Annotated in this window: 12 protein-coding genes; 5 read left to right on the top strand and 7 right to left on the bottom strand. The window is 46.4% G+C overall.

Annotated elements, in window-relative coordinates; all coding sequences use genetic code 11:
* Positions 1-134: 134 nt before the first annotated feature.
* Positions 135-560, top strand: coding sequence for a universal stress protein (locus tag ABR335_RS13875; protein WP_350346262.1), 426 nt, complete (start codon positions 135-137; stop codon positions 558-560).
* A 607-nt stretch (positions 561-1,167) separates the two neighbouring features.
* On the opposite strand, the gene ABR335_RS13880 is transcribed toward ABR335_RS13875, so the two are convergent.
* Positions 1,168-2,496, bottom strand: a complete 1,329-nt coding sequence (locus tag ABR335_RS13880; RefSeq protein WP_350346263.1) for a polysaccharide biosynthesis protein — start codon at positions 2,494-2,496, stop codon at positions 1,168-1,170.
* 106 nt (positions 2,497-2,602) lie between these two features.
* Between ABR335_RS13880 and ABR335_RS13885 the strand changes: the two genes are divergently transcribed.
* Positions 2,603-3,430 carry an aminoglycoside N(3)-acetyltransferase gene (locus tag ABR335_RS13885; protein ID WP_350346264.1) on the top strand — a complete coding sequence of 276 codons (828 nt, stop codon included), beginning with the start codon at positions 2,603-2,605 and terminating at the stop codon, positions 3,428-3,430.
* A gap of 352 nt (positions 3,431-3,782) precedes the next feature.
* Here the strand turns inward: ABR335_RS13885 and ABR335_RS13890 are convergent, their stop codons facing one another.
* The 4 genes from ABR335_RS13890 to ABR335_RS13905 all read right to left on the bottom strand — a co-directional run bounded on the left by ABR335_RS13890 (position 3,783) and on the right by ABR335_RS13905 (position 8,318).
* Positions 3,783-4,682, bottom strand: coding sequence for an SDR family oxidoreductase (locus ABR335_RS13890; protein ID WP_350346731.1), 900 nt, complete (start codon positions 4,680-4,682; stop codon positions 3,783-3,785).
* 87 nt (positions 4,683-4,769) lie between these two features.
* Entirely contained in the window at positions 4,770-6,428 is a 1,659-nt protein-coding gene (locus ABR335_RS13895) for an acyl-CoA dehydrogenase family protein (RefSeq protein ID WP_350346265.1), read from the bottom strand.
* On the bottom strand, positions 6,412-7,935 hold the full coding sequence (locus tag ABR335_RS13900) for a class I adenylate-forming enzyme family protein (protein WP_350346266.1): 1,524 nt from the start codon (positions 7,933-7,935) through the stop codon (positions 6,412-6,414). The genes ABR335_RS13895 and ABR335_RS13900 overlap by 17 nt, the downstream gene beginning before the upstream one ends.
* A complete protein-coding gene (locus ABR335_RS13905; protein WP_026685083.1) occupies positions 7,932-8,318 on the bottom strand; it encodes a MerR family transcriptional regulator in 387 nt (128 codons plus the stop codon). The genes ABR335_RS13900 and ABR335_RS13905 overlap by 4 nt, the downstream gene beginning before the upstream one ends.
* Positions 8,319-9,383: 1,065 nt before the next feature.
* Here ABR335_RS13905 and ABR335_RS13910 point away from each other — a divergent pair.
* Positions 9,384-9,965 carry a biotin transporter BioY gene (locus ABR335_RS13910; protein WP_014095981.1) on the top strand — a complete coding sequence of 194 codons (582 nt, stop codon included), beginning with the start codon at positions 9,384-9,386 and terminating at the stop codon, positions 9,963-9,965.
* 361 nt (positions 9,966-10,326) lie between these two features.
* On the opposite strand, the gene map is transcribed toward ABR335_RS13910, so the two are convergent.
* Complete coding sequence (map, locus tag ABR335_RS13915; RefSeq protein WP_014095983.1) at positions 10,327-11,070, bottom strand: type I methionyl aminopeptidase; 744 nt, start codon at positions 11,068-11,070, stop codon at positions 10,327-10,329.
* Between the two features lie 245 nt (positions 11,071-11,315).
* On the opposite strand from map, the gene ABR335_RS13920 reads away from it, so the two are divergent.
* Together ABR335_RS13920 and ABR335_RS13925 are read left to right on the top strand one after the other, a co-directional pair.
* Complete coding sequence (locus tag ABR335_RS13920; RefSeq protein WP_014095984.1) at positions 11,316-11,759, top strand: C40 family peptidase; 444 nt, start codon at positions 11,316-11,318, stop codon at positions 11,757-11,759.
* Positions 11,760-11,972: 213 nt separating this feature from the next.
* Positions 11,973-12,488, top strand: coding sequence for a hypothetical protein (locus ABR335_RS13925; protein ID WP_014095985.1), 516 nt, complete (start codon positions 11,973-11,975; stop codon positions 12,486-12,488).
* A gap of 432 nt (positions 12,489-12,920) precedes the next feature.
* On the opposite strand, the gene ABR335_RS13930 is transcribed toward ABR335_RS13925, so the two are convergent.
* On the bottom strand, positions 12,921-14,051 hold the full coding sequence (locus tag ABR335_RS13930) for a DEAD/DEAH box helicase (protein WP_014095986.1): 1,131 nt from the start codon (positions 14,049-14,051) through the stop codon (positions 12,921-12,923).
* Positions 14,052-14,361: the final 310 nt, after the last annotated feature.

Genomic DNA, 14,361 nt, shown 5'->3' on the forward strand with positions numbered 1-14,361 from the left:
CATGCAAAAAATAAACCACACCTGTCCATCCCAAGGGGGAGAGATTTTATGTTTTTCTCGTATTCTCTGTTAATTGTTGCAATTTTTTATGATATGATAAGGTTGATGAGAAGAAAGCCGATGGAGATGATTTTATGTTTAATCGCATTCTTGTGGCAATAGACGGTTCAAAAATGAGTGAAAAAGCACTGAAATCCGCACTAAATTTTGCAAAAGAAAGGTTTACAAAAATCGGTGTCATCCATGTGGAGAAAAATCCGGTGATTCCGGAGGGGATGCCAAATGCGTCAATAGATACCCTTTATTCTGAACAGCAGAGGGACGGGGACGATTTGCTAGACCAAGCCGCCACTCTTGCTCAAGAGGAAGAAATTGAGATAGAGAAATTTTATGAAACGGGCGATCCCGCTGCCCAGATTGTCAGAAAGGCGGAAGAAGGAAACTATCAGCTTATCATTATGGGAAGCAGAGGACTCGGCAATCTGAAGGGGCTCATGCTTGGCAGCGTCAGCCAGAAAGTCACCCAGCTCGCCAAATGTCCGGTTCTGATTATAAAATAATCCTGTTTCAAAAGCCTGTCCTGAAATACCGGACAGGCTTTTAAAATTGAACCGGGCAAGTGCCTCCTTGCGTAAACTTATCCCCAAAAACCCTTGTTTTCCTTTATTTAGACGTGCTCTACGGGAACTTATGGTTGGATTTTTGCATTGTTCCTTAACGTAGAACTGCTCTATGTGAATTTCTGATCGGATTTTTCGTCCGTTCCTTAACGTAGAACCGCTCTTTGTGAACTTTTGACCGGATTTTTTGTCTGTTGCTTAACGTAGAACCGTTCTATGTGAACTTCTGACCGGATTTTTTGTCTGTTGCTTAACGTAGAACCATTCTATGTGAACTTCTGATCGGATTTTTCGTCCGTTCCTTAACGTAGAACCGCTCTTTGTGAACTTTTGACCGGATTTTTTGTCTGTTCCTTAACGTAGAACCGTTCTATGTGAACTTTTGACCGGATTTTTTGTCTGTTGCTTAACGTAGAACCGCTCTATGTGAAATTACTATCAAAAATTTCGATCCTTTCTCGCTTCCCCCCTTATAAAACGATCAAGCTAAGTTGAAGTACCGCGGATGGTCACAAACACGGACGCCTGCTTGAACCCGCATATCCCGTTAGAAAGTATGTTTCACCGGTTTGCGGAGAATCAGGGAGATTTCAATTTTTTTACAAATCGTTAAATAGTGCATCATCATGATAAGCAATGTTCCCGTATTCATGGCGATAATGACGCCTGCCATTTGGTACTGGGGATTTGAGCCAAGATAATAAATGAGACAGTACGTAACCATTGTTGACCAAATAAAATGCGCGAGGGCATCCCTGACCAGGCCGAGGCCGATTAAAAACGCCTGCATCGGAATGACAAAATAGTGAAACAGAAAATATGGCCATAACAGACGGACATAAACGGCGGCGGCAGCCGAATGGGAAAACAAAGTTGTGAGCGGCACGGAAAACAACTGAATGACAATGACAGCCGGAAGCCCGTAAAGAAACGTCATCATCATCACCTGCTGAAGCAGTTTCTGCAGCTTTATGCCGTCTCTTTTGGCATAAGCTTCCGAAACAGTCGGAATCAAAACGGTAGACAAGGAATGGGCAATAAAGGCCGGAAAAAATCCGATCGTAAAAGCAACACCAGCCACCAGTCCGAAATGTTCGTTTGCCATCCCCTCCGTCATCCCGGATTTAAGCAATACCCATTTGATAAAAAATGGTTCAATCGCATTTGTGACGGCATGAAATACGCGCATGCCCGTTGTCGGCAAGGAAACAGAAAGAAGGCTCCTTCTGATTTCCTTTCCCCCCATTGGAGCCTGTTCTTTTTTCTTGAGCGTCCGCATTTGCAGCACAAACATATGAAAAAGATACAGCAGCACAATCAGGTCACTGCCGACAAGTGTGCATATCGCGATAAAAATCGACATTTGCACGTCAAATTCCATCCAATGAAATAGCAAGACAAGCAGGATAAGCTGCATCATTTTTCTCAGGAAGTTGGCAGCAGCGATCTTCCCCATTTGCTGGACACCCATAAAATAACCTCTCGCAATCGAGGAAAAGGCGATCATCGGGATAAGCGCAATGATCAGCCAGCGAAGATACGGGTGGTAATGATGGAAAATTGGAAGCGCCGGCAGCAACAATGCGACTGCCGCCATGAGCAATAGGACAAACAAAGATGCCAGCCGGATTGTAAACCGCAGCATATCACGATGATATTTTTCTTCCTGTTCCGCAACAAATTTTGAAATGGAGATGGGCAGTTCCATGCTGGCGATGGTGACAATTAAAAAAATGGCCGGCAAAATAGACATGTACAGCCCCATGCCGTGCGCCCCAAGTTCATTTGCAAGTACCATATTGGTTAAAAATTCAATGCACTCTCCGATAAAAGCAACGCCAATCAGCATAAATGCCCCTTTAAAAAACACTGCCATGTTCTTCCTCTTCTCCTTATCAAGAAAAACTTTTTCCATTATAAAGGATATGAGGCAAGCCTGGAGAATCATTACAAATAAATCAGCAGAGATGGGAGGCGCTCCTATGACAGAAGAAAACGTGATTCGTCAAAAACAAACGCTCATAACAAAAGAAAGATTAGTAACAGATTTTCGCAAGCTCGGGCTGAAAGAAGGCATGGTGGTCATCGTCCACTCATCTTTAAGCGCGCTCGGCTGGGTTTGCGGGGGAGAGGTTGCCGTCATTCTGGCTTTAATGGAAGTGGTGACAGAGCGTGGCACCATTGTGATGCCGGCCCAAACAGCGAATAATACCGACCCCGCCTTTTGGGAAAACCCGCCCGTTCCGGAAGCATGGTGGGACGAAATACGACGCTCTATGCCCGCATTCGATCCCGCCGTCACACCGACTTATGGCATGGGCCGGGTTGCCGAGCTTTTTCGGACGTTTCCGGGGGTTTTAAGAAGCCATCATCCAACTTGTTCGTTTACTGCTTGGGGACGGGATGCAAAATCGATTTTGAGCGGACATTCGCTCGACTTCCCGTTCGGAGAAAAGTCCCCACTCGCCCGGATTTATGATCGGGATGGCTGTATTTTGCTGCTCGGCGTTGATTACCACGTCAATACATCCATGCATCTCGGCGAATCGAGGGCGAAGCATACAAAACGGTGTACGCAGAGTTGCGCGATGACGATAAACGGAAAAAGGGTCTGGCAATCCTATGAAGATTACGAGGAAAACTCCGATTTATTTAATAAAATTGGCCGCGCCTTTGAACGCAGCCATCAAGTAAAAACCGGTTTTATTGGCGCTGCCCCGTCAAGACTTATCCAACAGCGGGCGCTCGTCGACTTTACCGCGCAATATTTGAATGATTTATATGCAGAAGCGGAAAAAACGCATCGCTAGTTTTCGGATTTCTTTTCGGACAGGCTCCAGCATGCACAACAGTCCGGCTGGCTCGTATTGATACGCCAGCATCGGGTTGCCCCAATCTGCGCCTAGCACAACTTCGGCAGTGGCCAATTGATCCATCAGCGTTAGGTTTGCTGCCTGCCGCTATCCATATATCAGCGTTGGGCGACCCAATCTGCGCTCAGCGCAACTTCGGCAGCGGCCAATTGATCCATCAGCGTTCGTTTGCTGCCTGCCGCTATCGATATATCAGCTTCGGGTTTGTTATATCTTCATTCACCCGTTTTCACGGCCGCTTGTGATTTCGCATGAATGCAGTCGATTTGCACAGCACGCTCCCTTGCCATTAAGAATCCGTAATCGTCCCGCCGTTTACATGCAGCACCTGCCCTGTTACATAGCTGGAATCACGGGATGCAAGATAAACATAAGTCGGAGCCAGTTCGTACGGCTGGCCGGCCCGCTTCATTGGCACATCACGGCCAAATTTGGCAACCTGTTCCGGATAGAAGCTTGCCGGAATCAGCGGTGTCCAAATCGGCCCCGGTGCCACCGCATTGACCCGGATGCCCTTTCTCACCAGATTTTGCGACAAAGCCCGGGTGAAAGCCACAATTGCCCCTTTTGTTGCAGAATAATCGATCAGATTTTGATTTCCTTCATACGCCGTTACAGAACTGGTAAAAATGATCGAGCTGCCGGCTTTTAAATATGGCAATGCGGCTTTGACCAAGTAGAAAAAACTGTGAATATTGTTTTTAAAGGTAAAATCCCATTGTTCATTCGTAATATTCAGCAAGTCCTTCTGCACAAACTGCATGGCGTGATTGTTCACAAGCACATCCAGATGCCCGAATGTATCCACCGTTTGCTTCACAACGTTTTGGCAATGCTCCGGATCTTTTAAGTCCCCCGGAATCAGCAGGCAACGCTGCCCGAGCGCTTCAATCCTCCGCTTTGTCCGGACGGCATCTTCTATTTCATAATTGGAATAATACGGAATCACGACATCCGCGCCTTCTTTTGCAAACGCAATCGCGGTAGCTGCGCCGATCCCGCTGTCCCCGCCGGTTACAATCGCCACTTTATTTTCAAGCTTTCCAGATCCCTTATAGGACGGGTCTTCAATCAGCGGGCGCGGGTGCATCAGTTTTTCAATCCCTGGCTGTTCCGGCTGGTGCTGCGGCGGAAAGGCATATTTTTGCGGATGATTGCGGTAACCCGGTTCCGTCCGGGAAAAATACATATCTGGCTTCTGCCAATACAAATGGACCACCTCTTTATCCAGGCTTTTTCCATTCAGTGTATTCGCCTAAAAGCCGGTGGGTGACAATTAATTTCCTTCATTTGCCGGCACTTTTTCCATCACAATCTCTTCGAAATGTTTCACAAGCGCCAGTTCCGGATCGATGGCAAGCGGGTCGTGCCAAGCCAGCCTGAGATAGGCTTCCGCGATCCATTTTTGCCGCTGCCCGGCCAGTGCGTCTTCGAGGGCTGTGACACTTTCATATATTTTAACCATTTGCTTGGCCACTTTTTTACAATGGTACGTTTGCACGGCTTCCTCTTTCTCCTCCATGACAAAACGGCAAGTTTCTTCGAGTTGCTCCAGTCCGGCAGATAGCCATGTACCGGCCTGCAGCTGATCTATTTTCTCCCGCATCATGCCGATAAAAATGTCGTGCACTTTAAATTTCCGCATCAGTCGGAGCACCTCAAGGCCGAGAATATTGGCGGTCCCTTCCCAGACAGTAAGCACCTGGGCATCACGCAAAAGCCTTGGCGTTACAAAGTCTTCGATATAGCCGTTTCCGCCGTGCATTTCGATCGCTTCATGGGCAAAATGGATGGCCTGCTCGGCTGTTTCCATTTTCAAAATGGCGATGAGAAGCCTTGCCATGATGTTTTCTTTTTCATCCGCCTTGCCGGAAGCCGTCCGGTCAAAAAGTGTGGCAAGCCGGAACACCGCGCTTGTTTCCACTTCCTGTTTGGCTGCCATTTTGACAAGTGTTTCTTTTACCATTGGATAATCTGCGAGCCGGCTGCCAAACGCCGTCCGTCTCAGCGCATAGGACCGCGCTTCCCGGTATGCCCGGCGCATGATGCCGATCGAAGCAACGGCATTGCAGATGCGCGAAAGGTTTAGGGCCTCCATCATATAGTAAAAGCCTTTGCGGGGGTCGCCAACCAAGTAAGCTTTTGCACCGTCAAATACCACCTCACCCGAAGGCACCGCGCGCACGCCGAGTTTATCTTTCAAACGCCGGATATAGATGCCGTTTTTCTCGCCGTTTTCTTTTTCCCAGGGCACCAAAAACAAGCTTAGTCCTTTTGTTCCGGACGGTGCCCCTTCACGCCTTGCAAGCACCATGGCTACACCGCACATGCCCACATTAGAGGCAAAATATTTTTCGCCGTAAAGCCGGTAACAGCCGCCTTCCGAAACGGCTTTTGTTTCATTGGCGCCAACGTCTGACCCGCCTTGGCGTTCCGTTAAAAAAGTGGCACCTTCGTAGCGCTCCGCTTCAACTGTTGAAATTAGCTGCGGCAAATAGGCTTGTTTCAGTTCATGGCTGCCATAATGGTCAAGCAAATAGGCGGCTGCTGCCGTCAATGTGACCGGACAATAAAATCCGGGTTCTGATTGCGACAGCAAATAACCTTGCGCAAACGCATACACATAATTGCCTTTTTGGCCTAATGCCGGAATGGGTTTATGGACATATCCGACAATACCTTTGTTATACACTTGCTCAACCGTTTTTAAATAACCCTCATTTACCCACACTTTCGATACATCTTCCCCGTAGCGGTTATATTTGATCAGCTTGGGCTGTCCTTCCCGGTCAGTGTGGGCCGCCCGTTCGTCAATTTCTCCGGCGCACATTTCCCCGAATTCGGCCAGTTCTTTTTCTGCCCAATCAAAAAACAGCGGATCCAAATATTGTTTCAAAAGCCGTGCCAGGTTCGGATCGTCATGGTAAAAGTTCATTGGCCATCCTCCTCAATACTTGTTTTTGAATTTTTCCCGTGGCGTTCCTCGGCAGTTCTTCTATTCTTTCGTACAGCCTCGGAATTTTATAGGACGCCAGTTTCCCCTTCAGAAAGCGTTTACATTCTTCTTCGATATTGTCCATCGGTTCTGCTAGCACGAGAAAAGCTTTGACCGTTTCCCCCCATTCCGGATGCGGAACACCGATCACAGAAACTTCCCTTATTTTCGGATGGGTAATCAATACGTCCTCGATCTCTTTCGGATACACGTTTACACCGCCTGAGAGGATCATATCTTTTTTACGGTCCACTACCCAGTAGTACCCTTCCTCATCTTTTCTCGCCATGTCGCCAGTTAACAGCCAGCCATTTTGAAATACGCGGGTCGTTTCTTCTGGTTTCCGGAAATATCCTTTCATGACGCTTTCCCCGTACAACGCAATTTCCCCGACTTCCCCCGCCGCTACGTCTTCGCCTTTTTCATTCACAAGCCGGATTTCCATGCCAAGTGCAGCGCGTTTTCCGATGCTTCCAGCTTTTTCCGCATGCTCTTTAGGCAGCAGCAATGTCCCGTTCGGCCCCGCTTCTGTCAGGCCATATACGCACACGAGCCGGTCCGACCGAAAAGCATTTTGAATCAGGCCCACTTCTGGTCTGGAAAGCGGCGCACCGCCGTATACCCAATACTCCATGGTGGATAAATCGTAATCCTGCAAGTTCGGTAGTTTTGCCGTGAACAAATAGGCCACCGGGGCACCGAAGAAATGGGTGATTCGTTCTTTTTCTACAGTTTCCACCAATGCTTCCGGTGTAAATACAGGCGAAAGCACATGTGTGGCGCCTACAACCGTGCCTGCAACCAAAAAAAGATGAAGAGGCGCTGAATGGCTGAGTGGCATCATGTGTAGGATTCTACTTTCCGGTTTCATTGCCATTTCCACACACATCATCCAGGCGGCTGACAAAATATTGCGGTTGGTGAACAAAACACCCTTTGGCTTTCCAGTCGTGCCCGATGTGTAAAGAATAGAAGCATCATCGTCTTCTTTGAGCCGGCACAGGATCTCCGTTTCAGGCGAACGGTTAATCATTTCATCGAAAATTTGCCAGCCTGTCACACGTTCGCCTGTTTTTATTTTTACGAGATGGGGCGGAAAAGTGGCTTCTTTGAGTTCCTCGAAAAGCAGCTCATGGACAAATAACACGTTTGCTCCGCTATCGTCCAACATATACTCCAGTTCTGCGCGGCTTGATTTGGCATTAACCGGCACGGCAATACCGCCAATCCGCATCACGGCAAAATAGGCAATGACAAACGCATTTGTATTTGGCATCACGATGACCGCCCTGTCTCCCTGCTTGAAGTTACAATTTTGGAGGGCATGCGCCAAACGGTTTACTCTGACATTTAATTCCTGATAATTCAGCCGTTCACGAGGCGAAACCAATGCTTCCTGCTGTGGATACTTTCTTGCATTCCGCGCCAACAGTTCAGAAATATTCATCCCTGCTCCTCCTTTAAGCGTTTCAAACGAGTTTCAAATTCTGCCAGATATTTTTCCAGTTCGGATTGAAGTTCCTGGAGGTTTTGAATTTGCTGTGCAACTTCCCGGCGTTTTTGTTTGCCATACTCGATCGTTTTTTCGAGTTGTTTTATGCCGGAGCGGTCGCAATCGAACAGTTCGATCATTTCTTTAATCTCATCCAAAGAAAAATCCAGTTGTTTCCCGCGGAAAATGAGCTTTAACCTGGTGTAGTCCTTTTTCGAATAGCATCTCCTGCCATTTTGGCTTCTTTTTGGCTTGAGCAGTCCAAGCTCTTCATAATAGCGGATGGTCCTTGTGGATACTCCAAATTCAGCTGCCAGTTCAGAAATTTTGCAGGTCATGCACCCCTCTCCTTCCCATTTGCCTCTATCATACAATTTACGTTAACGTAAACTTCAAGATATAAATTGTGGATTCCTTTTATCATTATGAAACAATTGGAGGGGAATACGATTATACAGGAATGCACCATTTTGGGATTGCATGTCATGGATTTGGTTGATTATGCCAGCCTATATTTCCCTAAATGTATTGAAAAGTTGCCGAAGCGAATGCTAAAGAAAAATTGGTTGGTTTTTGAAGGAAGTTTTTAAGGAAGTGACCAGAGGAAGTTCAAACACCGTTCAGAAAATGAAATTAAACAACGCAAGAAGCAGCAACATACCCGTATTCTTCATAAGGAGTGGAAGTGGGAATGATAAAAACACCTCTTCCATCCTAATAAATGTGTCTCCCTCTCTACCTGCCCTGTTTTTAACTTAATGTAATATAAAAAACCATAGATAAGCAAAAAGGAGTAAATAAGCAATGATGTAGAAAAGAATATTCCCTAAGCTTGGTTTTTTATAAATATTATACAAGGACATAAAAAATAGGACGATAAATGCACCCCAGTAAACTGGTGTACGCTGAATAAAAGTAACCAGTAAACCGACAACTAAATATATAACGGATGAAAAGCTTCTACGTGTTGAGGATTGACCCATTGATATCACCAAACTTTTTTAAGTTTTTAAAAATACTATTTAAAAAACTTCCCGGTACTGAACGAAGAATCGTTTTGAAAAAATTTCAAAAAATATACAGATCATCTTCTTAATAGACAAATTATTCCATATATAAATCCAATAGTCAAGACACAATTAAACCTTTTAGGGTGGATAAAAATCCGATTAGGATGACAAAGACCTTCGCCTTTAGTGAGAGAAGAAGACCTCCCCACTGATTTGATTCACTATATTATTGACAACACTCGGTGTTTTGGAACCATGTCACTCCCCTCTACGTTACAGTAAACTTCAAGACACAAAGCCCGAAATATGTAAACCAATTTTATTTTTAGGTTGACATATATGCCGCAGTTTTTTAATCTATTAATAGATAAAGGAAAAAAGGGGAGTGAAAAAATGGCAGCGAAAAAATTCCGTGCCATTGATCTTTGTTATGCGGGTATGTTTGCGGCGCTGATGGCCATTGGGGCAAATATTACATCCATTGCGCCGTTTCTTGTTATCGGCGGGGTGCCGATCACATTGCAAACTTTTTTTGCCGTGCTGGCAGGTTTAGTGCTCGGCAGCAGGCTTGGAGCGATCTCGATGGTCGCCTATATGCTGATCGGCTTACTGGGAGCACCGGTTTTTGCGCAGTTCAGCGGCGGGTTTCAAACCGTTTTAAGCCCAACATTCGGATTTATTCTTAGCTTTATCCCCGCAGCCTGGGCAACGGGCAAGATTGTGGAAAAACGCCAAAACTTGACAACGTACTTTATTGCGGCAATCATTGGCCTGATTTTAAACTATTTGATTGGGACCAACTGGATGTACGCCGCGTACAAAATATGGGCGCAGGCCCCACAAGCGTTCAGCTACAAAATTGCCTGGGTGTGGATGGCGGTGCCCCTGCCAAAAGACATCATTTTGTCCTTGGTTGCGGGCTGGCTGGCACACCGGATTAAAGCCGTTTCCCCGCTAATTGCGTTAAAACGGTAGAATGGCCCCGCTTATACTGCCCCGCCCGATATGGTGATTTTTCAGGCGGGACAGTATTTCGGAGCAGGGCATTTCCCCGTTTACTGCGTTAAAACGACGGGATCTTTCCAAATGCATACTTCAGACCCCCGCTTGACGATTAAATCCGATCCCGCTGCAGCCGCCTGAAACGGTGCATTCTTCGGGTGGGACAGTATTCCGGAGCAGGGCATTTCCCCGTTTACTGCGTTAAAACGACGGGATCTTTCCAAATGCATACTTCAGACCCCCGCTTGATGATTAAAACGAGGCGGGCTATTTATTCCACTGTAGCCGCCCGAAACGGTGATTCTCTAGGGAGGACAATGCTCCGGCGCACCGCTTATCGCGTTAGAACGATGGGGGTTCCTTTTGTTACAATGACGGTATGTTCCACTTGCGCTACAAAGCTTCCGTCCGGCGTTACATACGTCCAGCCGTCGCCCGATTCTACCACTTCATCAGCGCCGGTCGAGACAAACGGTTCAAACGCAATGACCATGCCGTCCTGTAACAAACCTGTATCGTCTGGGTCATAGTAATTTAAAATATACTCGGGATCCTCATGCAGGGCCTTCCCGACACCGTGGCCCGTCAAATTCAAGAGTACTTCAAAACCATTGTCGTACACTGCTTTTTCAACCGCCCGGCCGATTTGATTCTGCCGATTGCCGGCCCGGATTTTTTTCAGGCCGCTGTCAAACGCCAGCTGCGCACATTCGCACAGCGCAAATAATTCGGGATCTCCTTTTCCGACAACAAAAGAGATGCCTGTATCCGCATAATATCCATCCAGCGATCCGGATACATCCACATTCACAAGATCCCCTTCTTTTAACACGCGGTCTCCCGGAATGCCGTGCGCCACTTCTTCATTTACACTGATACAGGTGTAACCCGGGAAGTCATACTCTCCCTTTGGCCCGGAGACCGCCCCGTTTTCTGCAAACCTCTTGCCTGCCCATTCATCCAGCTCTTTTGTTGTGATGCCGGGCCTGGCTTTTTCCTTCAGCTCATCGCGAATGCTGGCAACAAGCCTCCCGATTTTTTTCAGTCCTTCCAAATCCGCTTCTGACTTGACGATCATGTTGAACGTTCCTTTCTGCTTTAAAGTCATGACTCCATTATATAGAAATAACGTTAGATATCAAAATCCATGGTTCACCCGAACAAAAAAGGATGCCGTGCCCCGCATGCCGGACGCCGTCAAACTTTTCACACTTTTGTCGTATACGTAATGTTTTTGTAATATTATTTAATGTGAGCGTAACCAAAGAATCGACAAATATTGGTATAGTGGGATTACAAGATTCATAGACAGAGGTGGGAAATTTGAAGAAAGTAGCTCCAATACTGCTTGCATTCATGCTGGGAACCGGTTTTTTACTGCCTGCTAAACAAGCGGCTGCTGCATCCTATTCCCCGTCAAAAGTCATCAGTACGGCAAAGAAATATATAGGGACCCCGTACAGGTGGGGCGGCACAAGCCCATCAGGTTTTGATTGTTCCGGCTTTGTAGGTTATACATTTAAAAAGAACGGAAAAAGCTTGCCGAGAACAGCAGCAAGCATTTACAAAAAAGGAAAAAAAGTCAGCAAGTCAAATTTAAAACCGGGCGATCTGGTTTTCTTCCATACTTATTCAAAAGGCGTTTCACATGTCGCCATTTATATCGGCCATAACCAAGTCATCCACTCCGTATCGCAGGGCGTAAAGATCGACAGCCTGAGCAATCCTTACTGGAAACCGCGGTACGTCGGGGCAAAAAGACTTTGAGATCAAAAAACTTCGGAAACTCCCGATGTTTTTTTTGCACTTTTTCCTACCTCTACCCCTTCCCCGGAAATCTAAACCGGGATACAAAAATATGAATTAAAATTTTTCCATAAATCTTATTTTTTCCTCCCCTATTTACCATAAGAAACAAAAAATGCTATGATCGTGCTGCAAGTCTATTAAAAATTTACAGATTTAGGAAGGGGTTACAGCATGAAAAAAATTTGGTTTGCAACTTTTAGCCTTGCCCTTGTGCTTGCACTTGGCGCATGTTCCGGAAATTCAGGGCAGTCCGGGGCAAAGAAACCGGCAAAAAGCAGCACAAAAACAGCTTTGATGAATTTTTATATGAATCTCACCAATCATATCAATGCCCAGGACAGGGATTTAAATACGTATGAACAGGCGATCGCTAAGACGGACGAAAAACCGCCGAAAACTGAGCTTGCCACCATGCAGAAGGAAGCGCAGTCATCCGCAGAAAATGTAGTGAAAGAAATTAAAAATACGAAAATCCCATCCAAAATAAGTAGCTATCAATCGGAGATCAAAACGGCTGTAAAAGATTTGCAACAGTCCTACCAAATGAAAGCGGATGAGTTGAAAAAAACGAACCCTTCGCTGGATGCTGCGAACAAAAAACTGGAACAAGCCAACGATGAACTCGGCAAAGTATTTAAAAAAGCCGGCTTGTCACCGGCCAGCCTCCCGGACGATGTTAATTCATAAGGAAGTTTCAAAATATAATCGGGCGATTGCCGACCCAAACGGCTTCCGCTGATGTCCATTCAGAGGGAAGTTTCGAAATACAATCGGGCGATGGCCAATGCCCATTCAAAGGGAAGTTTCAAAATACGACCGGGCGATTGCTGATACTCATTCAAATAAAAGTCTCAAAACACGACCAGGCGATGGCCGGTACCTATTCAAAAGGAAGTCTCAATACACAGCTGGACGATTGCCTATGCCCAATTAAAAGGAAGTCCAAAACAGAAGGCCTGCCGGAGAATCGATTTCCGGCAGGCCTTCTGCGGCATGAAAGACAACGAAACTTTGTATTTCATCTTTTTAAAGCAGAATAATCTTCCCGCTTTTGGAATCCGCCCAGGGAATGAAGCCATCCTCCGGACAAATTTTTCGCATTCAAAAAAACTGATTTGCCTATTCGGGATCTACCAGCTCACCGCGCTTTATGTCTTTTCGCCTCAATTCCACATGCTGCGCTTTTGCATATTTTTTCAACACCGTTTCTTCTTTCGGCGTGACAAGAGAGACAACTGTGCCGGGGTTTGAACCGAGCCGGCCTGTCCGTCCCGAACGGTGGACATATGCGGAACCATCTTCCGGCAAATCAAATTGAATCACATGCGTAATCGCCGGAATGTCCAGGCCGCGGGCAGCGACATCCGTTGCCAAAAGGAGCGGGACATCGCCGTTTTGGAACAACCGGATACTTTTTTCTCTTTCTTCCTTGCGCATATCGCCATGCAATTCGGCGATGGCCAGCCCTTTGAACCGGAGTTTTTCCACTGCAACCGAAACATCCCATTTATTATTAAAAAACACGAGTCCCCGGACCCCCATTCGGGCTATCTTTCGCAACTGCTCGATTTTGTCGCGCGGATCGCTGCTTACGATATAAATATGTTCAACCGGGCTCCGCGCCTCCTCTTTTGCAATGCGAATCAACAGGGGTTCTTTCATCTGTTCCATAGCCTTATGGGCTGCAGCATCAGGCAAAGTGGCTGAAAACAAAAGGAGCTGGCAGTCACGCATGGCGGATTTTACAATTTGTCCGACCGTGCGGCTGTATTCCTTTCCGAGCAGCTGGTCCCCTTCATCGAGCACCATCATTTTCACTTCATGCATTTTCAGTTTTTTCTGGTGGATCAATTCAAGGATGCGTCCAGGCGTCCCGATAACAAGGTGCGGGTGTTTTTTCAGTTTTTCAATTTGCCGTTTCACATTCGCGCCGCCGATCAGCGGGATGCTCCGGATTCCGCTTCCCTGTGACCATTTTCCGGCTTCCTCTTGGATTTGCATGACCAGTTCTTTAGAAGGCGCCAGAATGACAGCTTGAACCGTTTGTTTTCCGGGGTCCATCCGGTCGAGCACAGGCAGCAGGTAGGCGAGTGTTTTTCCCGATCCTGTCGGTGCTGCAGCAATCACATCCCGGCCGTCCAGCACAGCAGGAATCACTTTTTCCTGTACAGAAGCAGGATGTTCAAACGTTGAATTTTTCCATGCCTGTTGTAAAAAAGGCTGTAAATGATGAATGAATGTAGGTTCCATTGTTTTTTCCCTAACCTTCCTTTTCCAGTTCTTTTATCATACACTATCCCGTATGGAAAAGAAAAGTTATCTAACGTAGACCCGTTCTATGTTAAGGAAGATCGCTTAATATCGCCCCTATCTTAACGTAGAGGCGTTCTATGTTAAGGAAGACCGCCAAAAATCGTCCCTATCTTAACGTAGAGGTGTTCTATGTTAAGGAAGACCGAAAAAAAGTCATGCTTTCTTAACGTAGACCCGCTCTATATTAAGGAAGATCGAAAAAAATCGCCCCTTTCTTAACGTAGAGCCATTCTACGTTAAGGAAGAC

The sequence above is a fragment of the Heyndrickxia faecalis genome (genome assembly GCF_040267745.1).
GTDB lineage: Bacteria > Bacillota > Bacilli > Bacillales > Bacillaceae_C > Weizmannia > Weizmannia faecalis.

Bases quoted from the DNA above. Each gene is read 5' to 3' on its own strand.
- ABR335_RS13925 (WP_014095985.1), top strand. From the start codon at position 11,973: ATGAAAAAAATTTGGTTTGCAACTTTTAGCCTTGCCCTTGTGCTTGCA.
- ABR335_RS13890 (WP_350346731.1), bottom strand. From the start codon at position 4,682: ATGTATTTTTCCCGGACGGAACCGGGTTACCGCAATCATCCGCAAAAA.
- map (WP_014095983.1), bottom strand. From the start codon at position 11,070: ATGATCGTCAAGTCAGAAGCGGATTTGGAAGGACTGAAAAAAATCGGG.
- ABR335_RS13880 (WP_350346263.1), bottom strand. From the start codon at position 2,496: ATGGCAGTGTTTTTTAAAGGGGCATTTATGCTGATTGGCGTTGCTTTT.
- ABR335_RS13895 (WP_350346265.1), bottom strand. From the start codon at position 6,428: ATGAACTTTTACCATGACGATCCGAACCTGGCACGGCTTTTGAAACAA.
- ABR335_RS13900 (WP_350346266.1), bottom strand. From the start codon at position 7,935: ATGAATATTTCTGAACTGTTGGCGCGGAATGCAAGAAAGTATCCACAG.
- ABR335_RS13910 (WP_014095981.1), top strand. From the start codon at position 9,384: ATGGCAGCGAAAAAATTCCGTGCCATTGATCTTTGTTATGCGGGTATG.
- ABR335_RS13885 (WP_350346264.1), top strand. From the start codon at position 2,603: ATGACAGAAGAAAACGTGATTCGTCAAAAACAAACGCTCATAACAAAA.
- ABR335_RS13905 (WP_026685083.1), bottom strand. From the start codon at position 8,318: ATGACCTGCAAAATTTCTGAACTGGCAGCTGAATTTGGAGTATCCACA.
- ABR335_RS13875 (WP_350346262.1), top strand. From the start codon at position 135: ATGTTTAATCGCATTCTTGTGGCAATAGACGGTTCAAAAATGAGTGAA.
- ABR335_RS13930 (WP_014095986.1), bottom strand. From the start codon at position 14,051: ATGGAACCTACATTCATTCATCATTTACAGCCTTTTTTACAACAGGCA.